Origin of the sequence: Priestia sp. Y58, assembly GCF_029522095.1 — a bacterium.
Taxonomy (GTDB): Bacteria; Bacillota; Bacilli; order Bacillales; family Bacillaceae_H; genus Priestia; species Priestia megaterium_E.
This window is the reverse complement of record NZ_JAKWFL010000007.1, coordinates 233,374-245,395: the sequence shown is the minus strand read 5'-3', so window position 1 is coordinate 245,395 and position 12,022 is coordinate 233,374. Positions and strand designations below refer to the sequence as shown.

Below are 12,022 nucleotides of genomic sequence, written 5' to 3'. Positions count from 1 at the left end.
ACATGTACCATGTATTAAATAAAGAAGTTGTTTTGATAAAAAGAAGGCTTGAGCCGTATGACGGGAAATCTGTCACGTACGGTTCTTAGGGGGGCGGGCGCTCGTGAGAGTGCCTGCCTACCCGACTTAACTCGAAAAGAAGAAGCCTGGATCTCCTTAGATACAGGCTTCTTCCCATACTGTTTAAGAATTTGTTTATTTGCCCTTGTTTAGGCCCTTTCGTTACGTATATCGGTTCATAACCAAAGTGCCTTGTGTGAGATACAAATATCTACTTTCAATTTGAGGCAATACGTTTGTTGAAGTCGCTGTTAATTCTTTCAAAACTAATCAGTCCCTTCATAAATTAAGTATTTACCTTCTCACAACAACCAACAATAATATTAGCGCTGTACTATATGTGTACCACATGTTTTAAAGCTAAAACGTTAATTCAACAGATTTTTTATAGGTTTCTCCTTCATATACTAATTAAAGAATCAAACAGATGATAGTAGTGAATTTCATTTCATATTAAAACCTGTTTATTCCCTATCAAAAAGGGAGTTTCCAGCAATCCCTGGATTAGTCATTTCAAAAGGATTTAAAATAAGATCCAATTCTTCTTCTGTTAAAACATCATACCTTAAGCATAATTCACGTACGGATTCACCTTTTAGTATTGCTTCTCGTGCGATTCTAGCAGTCACTTCATATCCAATATGAGGATTAATAGCCGTAATAATACCTACACTTTTCTCTACGTATTCTTTTAAATGTTCTTCATTCGCCTCAATCCCTTGCAGGCAATAATCCGTAAATGTTTGAAAAGTATTATTCATGATGCTAATGGATTGAAGTAAATTAAAAACAAGAACAGGTTCCATGACATTAAGCTCAAGTTGACCTGCTTCAGAAGCTAAGCAAATTGTATGATCATTACCGATAACTTGAAAGGCAACCTGATTAATCATCTCTGGCATGACAGGGTTAACTTTTCCAGGCATAATCGAAGATCCTGGCTGACGAGCTGGCAAAGTGATTTCTGCTAGGCCTGCACGAGGCCCAGATGCCATTAGACGTAAGTCATTCGCTATTTTCGACATATTTACCATACAAATCTTTAATGCTGCAGAAACTTCTGTATAAGCATCTGTATTTTGAGTCGCGTCTACAAGATGATTGGCCTTCTTAAGTGGTAAACCACTGATATTTGCTAGATATCTTACAACATTTTCGATATAACGTGGATCTGCATTTAAACCCGTTCCAACTGCAGTTGCTCCCATATTAACCTCATATAAATGTCCATAAGATTGCTTAATACGTTTCATATCGCGCTCAAGAACACGACTATATGATTCAAATTCTTGACCAAGACGGATTGGAACCGCATCCTGTAGGTGAGTGCGTCCCATCTTTATAATAGAATCAAATTGTTCTGCCTTTTTCTGAAATACATTGTGCATATAATTCATTGTTTTCAGTAACTTATTTAACAGATTAAGCGTTGCAATATGGATAGCAGTTGGGAATACGTCGTTTGTTGATTGTGACATGTTTACATGACTATTAGGGCTTAAATCGGAATAAGAACCTTTCTTGTGACCAAGTAACTCTAAAGCTCTATTTGCAATAACCTCATTTGCATTCATATTCATTGAGGTCCCCGCACCACCCTGTATTGGATCAACAATAAATTGATTGTTTCTTTTCCCTTCAATAACCTCGTCTGCTGCTTCAATAATTGCATTACCCAACCCATCATATAACCTTTTTGTTTCCATATTAGCAAGAGCAGCAGCCTTTTTAACGATTCCTAATGCTTTAATAAGCTCTGGGTGAATTTGATATCCTGTTATTGGAAAGTTTTCAACTGCACGTAAAGTTTGAATCCCATAATAAGCATAAGTAGGAACTTCTTTTGTTCCTAGGAAATCTTTTTCAATTCTTACATTTTGTTTTTCTGGTATTTCTATATTTGTCATAACATTGATCTCCTTCTTTACATAAAAAGAAATTTTTTTATGCTACGTCCGATTTTCTAATAGAATCTGTATAATGCTTTGCTTTTTCTTTGTCGAATCCGCCTTCCCACTTAGACATCACAATAGCAGCTAATGCGTTACCTACTACGTTGACAGATGTACGAAGCATATCTAAAATACGATCAATACCAGCAATGAATGCCATACCTTCTAGAGGTAATCCCATTGATCCCAGTGTTGTTAATACAACAACAAATGAGGCTCCCGCAACTCCTGCCATTCCCTTAGAAGTCAACATCAACACAAGTAAAAGTGTAATTTGTTCTACGAAAGATAAATGAATGCCATACATTTGTGCAATAAAAAGGGCAGCAATGGCTTGGTAAATGGATGATCCATCAAGGTTAAAGGTATATCCTGTCGGAATAACAAATGATGTGACAGCTTTCGGACAACCAAAGTTCTCCATTTTAGTCATTAACCTTGGCAATACTGCTTCAGAGCTTGCGGTTGTAAACGCTAAAATTAACTCATCTTTTAAGATTTTTATAAGGACTAAAACATTAGTTCCAGCCATCTTTGCAATAATACCTAATACTACAAAAACAAAGAAAATCATGGTCAGATATATAACGAGTACTAACTTTCCTAAAGGAATCAATGAACCGATTCCAAACTTCGCCACATTCAAACCAATTAAAGCAAATACGCCAAATGGAGCAAATTTCATTACCAAATTTGTCATCCAAAACATGGATTCTAATACACCCTCAAAGAAATTCAAAACAGGTTTACCCTTTTCTCCAATTGCTGCAACTCCTAAGCCAAATAAGACTGAGAAAAAGATAATCGCTAATAAATTCCCCTCACTTAGAGATTGAAAGATATTAGTTGGGATAATATGAACGATTTGATCTCCTATTCCTGTACTCTCCGTTGTTTTAGATGTTTCTTCATATTTGGATATATCACCTTTCTCAAGGTTCCCCATATCTATACCAGTACCTGGATGAAATATATTTGCAGCTAATAAACCAATAGCAAGTGCAATTGTGGTAACGATTTCAAAATAAAGAATCGTTTTTCCACCTAGCTTGCCGAGCTTTTTAATATCACCTACGCCAGCTATAGATACGATGAGTGCGGATACAACGATAGGAATGACAATCATTTTAATGAGGTGAAGAAAAATATCCCCTAAAGGTTGAAGTATGGCCATCGCTGTACTATTTCCATAAAAAACAGCACCTACCGCAACCCCAAACGCAAGACCAATAAAAATCTGTGTAGCTAATCCGAATTTTTTCATGATGTAACCCCTTTCATTTCCTATTACATTAAAACAAGATATTCATTTTTTGTTGTAATGTAAGGTTAAGCCTAGTCTATAATATCGTCTACAAAATACAACAGAAATCTACGGAAACACACAAAAGATAAATAAAGTATTTATAAGATTTAATATTTTTTTGGACTATGCATAGCCAACTTTTACGTCATAGTTGCAAGGTGTTCCAAGATGGAAGAGACGTGTATAAGTGGGCATGTTACCCCCTCTCTTAGACATATCAAGTTTATTAGAACAAGCAAACTACAAAAAAACGAAGTGAATCGGTTTTCTATACACAGTGCTAACTTGAAAATGATCGTATCTATGTGTGAGAGGTTAGATTTTTTACCTCCTTCTGTATATTAATCTATAAAAATAACTAAACTAATAGCATGTTCCCCTATTTCAATAAATTTGAAAATCCTTTGCTACTTATAGCAAAGGACTCTTTTTTGCTTATTAATATTCATTAAAATATTCTTGTATTTTTTTAGGATCTTTTGTTTTAGTTAGAGCAAGCATTAAGAGAATACGCGCTTTCTGAGGATTCAACGAATCAGACGTGACAAACTTATTTTTATCATCTGAAGCTTCATGAGTCACAGTCCCATTACCAGCACGGCTAGATCTAGTAATGATTACCCCCTTTTTAACAGCATCTTTAGCTCCTGATAAAGCTGCATCAGACATTGACCCATTTCCGGATCCTGCTACTACTATTCCTTTTGCCCCTGCTTTTACAGCAGCATCATAAAGGTATCTATTATCATTTTGGTATGTATAAAGAATGTCTACTTGAGGAAGTTTATCAAGTTTTGAAACATTAAAAATTGATTTTGTCGTATGTTTACGAGTGGGTTCATTATAAAACAATACCTTACCCCCAGCAACTTCTCCAACATATCCTTGTTCAGGAGATTTAAACGTATCTGTTGCTGTTGTATTTGTTTTTGTTATGTAGCGAGCTGCACCAATTCGGTCATTCAGAGTTACTAAAACCCCTTTATTTTGGGCTTCTTTACTAGAAGCAATCTCCACTGCATTGTATAAGTTTAACGGACCGTCTGCGCTTATAGCCGTAGCTGGTCTCATTGAACCAACAATAACAACAGGTTTTTCACTTTTTACTACAAGATTTAGAAAGTAGGCCGTCTCTTCCAAAGTGTCTGTTCCATGTGTCACTACAATTCCATCAACATCCTTAGATGCTAATAAAGTATTAATTCGTTTTGCTAACTTTAATAAAGTTGAATTATCCATATTTTCACTTCCGATATTTGCAATCTGTTCTCCACTAACATCTGCTAGTTTTTTCATCTGAGGAACAGCCTTTATTAACGTTTCAACACCAAGAGCTCCTGCCTTATATCCAGTTGTAGCTGTATCACTATCAGAAGAACCTGCAATTGTACCACCAGTAGCTAAAATTTTTATATTAGGCAAATCTTTTTTTTCCGAATGGTTTACGACTGTTTTGGCATTATTGGTTGTTGCATCAGCAGATAGGCCAATTCCTGAAAATAATAATGCAGCAGATAAAATGGTTATTCCTAAGTTTTTTTTTAGTTTCATAGTTAGTTGTCTCCCTTATGTAGAAAATTTGTAAGTAATATAATACTAATAATATGGAATCAATTTTTTCTCTATAGTTAGTTGTCCATTAGAAATTCCTCCATCAAAGTATAATTAATAAAAATATAGATACAATTAAGCGTTTTCATTTTCTTCTAACAAGAACATAGCTTTAATCTATAATAGGAACTACATAATCATACAGAAAACAACAAAAAAATTATAAATTTCTAAAATCAAATTTGATAATTTATGTAAAATAGAGTGAGAAAATCATTAAAAGTTTAACAAAATGAGGTTAAGTGAGCTAATTGATGTTCGTTTTACATAAAATAATTTCACCTTCACTTTTTGTGGTAATCTAATAAAAGTCAACTAGAAAAGAATGATCAACATGGAAGAAAAACAGCAGCAAGAAATAGATCTTGATAAAGTGTATGACTATGCTGAATTTCCGGATAAGGTCAGTGGAAGATGCTACAACTGCAATTCATCTTACCTCAAAAGTTCTGTAAAAGGCGGCGTTTTCTTACGTGAATGCCGAGAATGTGGCATGAAGAAGAGTATCTAAGTATAGAGGATTATATAGTAAAAGGAGAAGGGTTTTTACCCTTCTCCTTTTTATGTAAATGTAGTTGTGTTTACTTATCTTTATCTATGGAGGATGGAAGCATCCATGCGATGAAATTAGCTCAGCTCCTGATATATGGATAGTAGAAACCCTCCTTATTATCATTAAAAAATCATTTAAGATTTCGCCAGAAAAAATTATACGTATCTCATTTATGTTTTTGAGGACTGTTTGATCCCTGTTTTTTCTTTGTGTATTATTTGCACACGCATATTAGAATAAAAATGACTCGTTTGTATATTTTAGATGATATCTCACTCTTCCTTCTAATTCAGGTTCATATCATTATATTCATTGCATATTTGTTATGTGAGTCATTGATAATCCTCATTATTCCATTATTTCCACTAAATCACGAAAGCTTAAGTAGTACAGTAGGTCACATCTCACCTTTAATAATATGACCTCAGAATGAGAATGTTTCTATTTAAATAAATTATCTTTTTCCATATCGACAACATAACTTTTTAGAATAATAGTATCAATATAACTGAGATCGAGAGATTGCTTACAAGTGAATTAAAATTTTTGTACGAAACAAGAATAATTTTGTTAGTCATTATAAGATAGGAACTTGTACCCCTATGTGGTATGATGTATTGAAGATTATTTGATAATCTTAATATTTATTTGGAGGGGTTTTTATGAAATTAAAAATGAAAATCTGCAAAGGACTTAATCACGGTACGGGGGTAGTCTACTATGAGCCATAAAGTATATCATCCTTTAGGAGAAAGCTTAATACGTCAATTGGCTTTCATAGACAAAAACTGTACAGAATTTATTTCTTCCTATTTTTCTTCTGATACGAGAGAATATCTAAATTTCTTTTATAAGTATACTCATGAGGTACAAAAATACCTATTAAGCTTTAGTGCTCTGTCTGAAGATATTTCTGTTGTGCCCAAAGTTTTTATTGAAAGCCAGGTTTCTTTAATGTACGTGGACAATAAGGAAACTGAACAATTCACCATTTGCTTCCCGGATCAATCTGATCCGGATAAGGGAAATATTTCATTTTTATCTCCTGTTGGGAGTCAATTGTTATTACGTTCAGCTGGAGAAAAATTAGTATTAACAACTCCGGGAGGCAATACCGAGGTAATTATTAAGGAGATTAAGTTTAAAAGTCATTGGTAGATAAGACTAAGTCCTTACCAGAAAGTTTGGTAAGGGCTTAATATTGTTTTTTGAATAGGGGTATCTACTCAAGAGATACTTTTGTGGATATTTATAATGCGAAAAGAGGAAATTTTTGAAATGCTTTTAATAGAAATCTTTGTGTATCTCGGTATTATAGCTGCTGGTGTGTCTGGAGTATTAATAGGCATTAAAAAACAACTAGATTTGTTTGGAGTTATTTGTTTAGGTGTCACTGCTTCTTTAGGTGGGGGAATTATCCGAGACTTACTGATAGGTAATATACCACCTGTTGCTTTCATCAAGCCTAGTTATTTTTTTGTTAGTCTAATTGCTGGGCTATTAGCATGGTGTTTTTACGATAAATTATCTACAATCAAAAATATTATTATAGTTTCTGATGCGATAGGATTAGGTGTATTTACAGTTGTTGGTTCAAACACAGTAATGGTATATCACGGAAACAATTCTTTTGTTATCATTTCTATGGGTCTTATAACAGGAATCGGTGGGGGTGTTTTAAGAGATATATTTGCAAAAGAAATACCTTATGTATTTAAAAAGGAAATTTATGCGATAGCATCAATTTTAGGGTCCGTTAGTCTTATTCTTACGTATGATAAAGTCCCTCACCCTTTCGCTTTATACATTTGTCTTTTCGTTACTTTCGCCTCTAGAGTCTTATCAGTTTTATTAAAATTAAATTTTCCCGTTTATAAAGTGGAGAAATAAACTTAAACTATAAGGTTCGTTTTTTAAATGAGAGGGTCCTTACGTATATAGTATGTAAGGTGGTGTTTAGACTATAAAAGAAGGCAGGACTTGAATGGCAGTTGTTATTATTTGTTGCATGATCTTGGTAGGATTTTTTATTATTTATGCCGGGTGGAAGCGTCCATATGATGAAATCAGTTCGCCTCCTGACATATGGATACTTGAACTCCTCTTTCTTATTATTGAAAAACCATTTAAGGTTTCAGCAGAGAAACTTATGCGAGTATCATTAATGGTTCTTGGAACTGCTTGGTCACTGCTATTCCTCGTGATATTGATTACACACGCATATTAGAATAAAAAAAGAAGTTACCCCTGGTAACTTCTTTTTTTTGGAATATCTAAAAGATTATTAATTATGATTATAATTAAACTACTCTATTTGTTTATCTCGATTTTCTTATTGGACATTTCATTTTCTAGAGATGTTTTCAGTTGTTCTTTGCTCATTATTAGAGCGGCCACAAATGCAAGCACCGTAGGAATAAGCGCCCACATAAAGGTATGGGCGATAGAAGAAGAAAGAACTCCTACAATTTTATCTAACACAGGTGCTGGGATATGAGCACGAGCCTCCGGCGCAAGAATTACGCGAGGATCGTTAAATGTTGGATTGTTGACCATTTGATCTTGTCCTGCAAAAATCTCCTTAAGTTTAGAAGAAAACTCGTCTCGTTGAATGATTCCAAAAATGGTAATACCAAGCGTCATGCCTAATGAGCGAATAAAAGAAACAGTCGAATTCACAGACCCTCTTTGTGCCGGCTCAAAATGATGAATTGCTGCGTTACTGAGAACTGAGAATGTTGCTCCAATTCCTAGTCCTGTAAGAATCATATAGATTGTAACTAAGAAACGACTTGTATCAGGACTCAACGTTGTTAGTAAGAATACACCTGCTCCTAGAATAATTGTAACGACAATCATAATGCTACGATAGCTTAATTTATTCATTAGAAAACCGCCGGTTGTGGCTGAAACGACAGAGCCTAACATCATCGGAAGCAGTACAAGACCTGAGTTAGTAGCTGTTCCTCCAAGCACACCTTGGATATAGATAGGGATATAAACTGAAGCCGTGATGAATGCCATCCCACTAAAAAGACCCAAGAGGTTACTTGTAGTAAATAAACGAACTTTGAACATTTGAAAAGATATAATAGGATCTTTTACTTTTCTTTCAATTAAAATAAAAGCAATAAATAATACGACAAAAGCAATGAATAAACCTAAGATTTCTCCAGAACTCCACTCATATTTATTACCGCCAAGCTCTAAGGCAAACATTAAGCTGACAATAGAGCCAACCAGAGTTACAGCACCCCACCAATCAATTTTTTGTTTGGTATGCACGGGTGATTCCTTGTAGAAAAATACGATAAATGATAATGCTAGAAGTCCCAAAGGAATATTCACATAAAATACCCAGTGCCAGTTGATGTAATCTGTAATATAAGCACCTAACAAGGGCCCGAAAATACTCGATAAACCAAAAACTGCTCCAAATAAACCACCTAGTTTACCACGCTGCTCAACAGGCACCGTATCAAACATAATAGTAAAAGCAATTGGGATAAGTGCTCCACCGCCAATCCCTTGAATTGCTCGGTAGATACTAAGTTGTATAATACTTTCTGCCGTACCACAAAGAATTGATCCAACTAGAAAGACGATGAGTCCAAAAATAAAAAACATTTTACGTCCAAACATATCGGAAAGCTTACCGAATATTGGCATACCTGCCATTTCAGCAACCATATAAGCTGATGTAACCCATACAAACTTATCAAGACCGCCAAGCTCTCCGACTATAGTTCCCATAGCAGTAGCGACAATCGTGTTGTCCATAGACGCCATTAAAAGTGCTAGCAAAAGACCTGCCAGCACTAGCTTTAAATTACCTTGTTTTGCATTCATATTTAATCATTTTTCTCCTTTTGTACCATAATAAATTCTGAAATTGTGTAAATTATAAATAATTCAATAAGCATTAGGAAGGGTTAGTCCATTGATTCTTCTTTAGAGGTAAGATATAACGATATCTCGCGTAACCATTCCCAATCCCATTTTAATTTTTCTCCTTGTATATCGTTGATAGTAGCTTGGATCCATTTTAACTCAGCAAGTGACATAGTTCGCTGATATTCCACCTCAAGTAAAAACAAACGTGGAATGCCCCTACTTGTCGCTATTTCCATCTGCTTATCTACGTAAGCTAATGTTTTCTCTAAAGCAAGCACTCTTTTTTGTAGTTGCTCTTTTACGTCTTCCGGTGTTAAAAGAGCAAGAAAGGAAATAGCAGCTGGAAATTCTAAGAATTCCTTTTTGGGGGTAGAAAGCATTTCTCTTATCCACTCGTACGCAGCTTCTCTCCCTTCTTCCGTTACTTCATAAACAATTAAATCTGGTCTCCCTTCGTTCTGCTTTTTCTCTTGAATGACAATCGCTCTATCGCGATGCAAACGATCAATGGTCTGATAGATGCTATTTCGATAACGAACGTTAATAACTTCATCCTTTCCTCTCTCTTTGATAAGCTGTTGCATACGATATGGATGCATAGGCTCTTCAATGAGGAGGCAAAGTATAGCTAAAGCAAGAGGTGATTTTTTAATTTTATTTTCCATAGTTATAATATTACTATTAACAATATGACTAAAACAAGAGGAAAACAAATCCAACAGTTACAGAGATAAATCGATCAGTTTCTAAAATCTACTCCTAACTAATTCACTTAATATCTTCTTAGTTCCAATAGAATGAGGATGTGCTTAATCCTCAAGTCCTTTCACTTCTTTCATAACAAATAAAATTTGCTTTGTTACATATCCAATTTATTTAATATAGGAATATTTTGATCAGTTTATTTTGCTTTTCGCTTTTTTTAATCGATTTTTCATTTTGCTTAATTCAAAGGCAATTATCTATATGGTAAAAATAGAAGAAAACAAAAGCTTCGCCATCAATAAATATAAAAAAGCCGTATCTTTTAGATACGGCTCTTTTTTCAAACATGGCAAATGTTTAATTTTCATGACAAGGAAATGATACATCTAATCCCACTTTTTAAAGTGTCATTTGTTTCTACGAATTAGTATAGGAAGCAGTTAAGGGAATGATACATCCTTTATTTACCATGAATGCACTCCTCCTATAATAGGAAACTTAAAAGAAACAAGGAGGTGACACAACATGGCAAACAGCAAAAGCAGCAACAACAACGAATTATTAGTATACGGTGCTGAACAAGCAATCGATCAAATGAAATATGAAATCGCGAGCGAATTTGGTGTAAACCTTGGTGCTGACACAACTGCACGTGCAAACGGATCAGTAGGTGGCGAAATCACTAAGCGTCTTGTACAAATGGCTGAGCAACAACTTGGCGGCGGGCGTTTCTAATACAATTTTATAAAATGATGGCTGAAGGAAGAATGGATATCCATTCTTCTTTTTCCTTTTTAAAATTGGATATATATACTTATATTTTGAAATGAAGATTTTGTTAAGTGGAGTATCTCATAAGAATAAAAGGAATTGATTTAATCTTTATTATGTATTGGAAAAGTAACATAACGCTGAGTTAAGAATATGGAAACTCTATAACGTTAAATAAATAGTAAACAATTCCCTTATAATAAGTTGTACATTTGTACAATTTGTAGAAAAAGCTCATATTTGTCTTAATTAATTCTAATTTCTCTCTTTGAACCATCTCTCAGAGTGAATACCCTAAACCAATCTCTCATTTAATAATATCTCCTTAAAAACGAAAAGAGCAACCATCATATAATGGCTACTCTCTCCTAGCAAAAATGCACTTACACAAATGTGTATGTGAACGTATTAGTGTTATACTATATCAGTAATAAAAAAAGGAATAATTTCTATTTACCTTGATACATTATTAATCGCTCTTTTGCTAAATTAATTAATTCCTTTAACTCTCTAACGGACTGCTTGTTATTACAATCACTTAATAAATCTATTGTGTCTTGCAAAAACTGTTCTCTTCTTTTTACTCTTTTATATTCAGCTCTATATTCTTCTGCCATCCTTGCTATTCGAGTAGAACCCTCACGAGGAGTCGCAACTCTTTCAAAATTTGAGGTGCGAGGCTTTGTTCCTTTTTCATCAAACGTAGCGTTGTCTGGATTGCTATTCCTCAATCCTGATTGACCCAAAATACTCCGTGCCGCCCGTTCTCTTCCAGTGGCCATTATCATTTCCCCTCTCTGCAATTGAGATTTGAAATAAACCGTCCTGTATAGATTCAATAACAGTATAATAAATCCTTCTTTAAATATTTAGTTGCAGTTAAATAAAATCTTTATTATTTTTTGAGTGGATAGGCTAGCTTACTGCAGTAGCTACATAGTATCTAAAGAATTTCGACTTAGTTACCTAATCAGTAGCTAATTCAGTAACATTACCGCGTTAATACAAGCTTTATATGCGTAATGACGCCCTTCAAGTACCTTCTTTTTTATATAGCTATGTTTGTTTTTAAAGATCTGGAATTTAGAATCCCTGACTAATAAAAGAAAGCGTTGACATTTTCTTATTTCATAAACTATAATAAGCGAAAGAAACCGGTTCCAAGTTACC

Annotated in this window: 11 protein-coding genes; 5 read left to right on the top strand and 6 right to left on the bottom strand. The window is 34.3% G+C overall.

Annotation, left to right across the window (positions count from 1 at the left end):
• Positions 1 to 524: 524 nt before the first annotated feature.
• From aspA to MMB68_RS21165, 3 genes are all read right to left on the bottom strand, one after another.
• Entirely contained in the window at positions 525 to 1,967 is a 1,443-nt protein-coding gene (gene aspA, locus MMB68_RS21175) for an aspartate ammonia-lyase (RefSeq protein WP_277549308.1), read from the bottom strand.
• Positions 1,968 to 2,004: 37 nt separating this feature from the next.
• A complete protein-coding gene (locus MMB68_RS21170; protein ID WP_221785105.1) occupies positions 2,005 to 3,276 on the bottom strand; it encodes a cation:dicarboxylate symporter family transporter in 1,272 nt (423 codons plus the stop codon).
• 480 nt (positions 3,277 to 3,756) lie between these two features.
• Entirely contained in the window at positions 3,757 to 4,869 is a 1,113-nt protein-coding gene (locus MMB68_RS21165; protein ID WP_221785104.1) for a type II asparaginase, read from the bottom strand.
• A gap of 394 nt (positions 4,870 to 5,263) precedes the next feature.
• Between MMB68_RS21165 and MMB68_RS21160 the strand changes: the two genes are divergently transcribed.
• From MMB68_RS21160 to MMB68_RS21145, 4 genes are all read left to right on the top strand, one after another.
• Entirely contained in the window at positions 5,264 to 5,440 is a 177-nt protein-coding gene (locus MMB68_RS21160; RefSeq protein WP_221785103.1) for a DUF8096 family protein, read from the top strand.
• Between the two features lie 762 nt (positions 5,441 to 6,202).
• On the top strand, positions 6,203 to 6,640 hold the full coding sequence (locus MMB68_RS21155; protein ID WP_264409211.1) for a GreA/GreB family elongation factor: 438 nt from the start codon (positions 6,203 to 6,205) through the stop codon (positions 6,638 to 6,640).
• 120 nt (positions 6,641 to 6,760) lie between these two features.
• Complete coding sequence (locus MMB68_RS21150; protein ID WP_277549312.1) at positions 6,761 to 7,372, top strand: trimeric intracellular cation channel family protein; 612 nt, start codon at positions 6,761 to 6,763, stop codon at positions 7,370 to 7,372.
• Positions 7,373 to 7,466: 94 nt separating this feature from the next.
• Positions 7,467 to 7,709 carry a hypothetical protein gene (locus MMB68_RS21145; RefSeq protein ID WP_264409212.1) on the top strand — a complete coding sequence of 81 codons (243 nt, stop codon included), beginning with the start codon at positions 7,467 to 7,469 and terminating at the stop codon, positions 7,707 to 7,709.
• An 83-nt stretch (positions 7,710 to 7,792) separates the two neighbouring features.
• On the opposite strand, the gene MMB68_RS21140 is transcribed toward MMB68_RS21145, so the two are convergent.
• Both MMB68_RS21140 and MMB68_RS21135 read right to left on the bottom strand, forming a co-directional pair.
• The gene (locus tag MMB68_RS21140) at positions 7,793 to 9,331 is read right to left on the bottom strand and encodes an MDR family MFS transporter (RefSeq protein ID WP_277549307.1); all 1,539 of its coding nucleotides are present in this window, start codon (positions 9,329 to 9,331) and stop codon (positions 7,793 to 7,795) included.
• An 83-nt stretch (positions 9,332 to 9,414) separates the two neighbouring features.
• Positions 9,415 to 10,041 (bottom strand): PadR family transcriptional regulator, encoded by a 627-nt coding sequence (locus tag MMB68_RS21135; RefSeq protein ID WP_221785101.1) that lies wholly within the window; start codon positions 10,039 to 10,041, stop codon positions 9,415 to 9,417.
• Between the two features lie 565 nt (positions 10,042 to 10,606).
• On the opposite strand from MMB68_RS21135, the gene MMB68_RS21130 reads away from it, so the two are divergent.
• Positions 10,607 to 10,816, top strand: coding sequence for an alpha/beta-type small acid-soluble spore protein (locus tag MMB68_RS21130; protein ID WP_221785100.1), 210 nt, complete (start codon positions 10,607 to 10,609; stop codon positions 10,814 to 10,816).
• Between the two features lie 485 nt (positions 10,817 to 11,301).
• On the opposite strand, the gene MMB68_RS21125 is transcribed toward MMB68_RS21130, so the two are convergent.
• The gene (locus tag MMB68_RS21125) at positions 11,302 to 11,634 is read right to left on the bottom strand and encodes a hypothetical protein (RefSeq protein WP_221813291.1); all 333 of its coding nucleotides are present in this window, start codon (positions 11,632 to 11,634) and stop codon (positions 11,302 to 11,304) included.
• Positions 11,635 to 12,022: the final 388 nt, after the last annotated feature.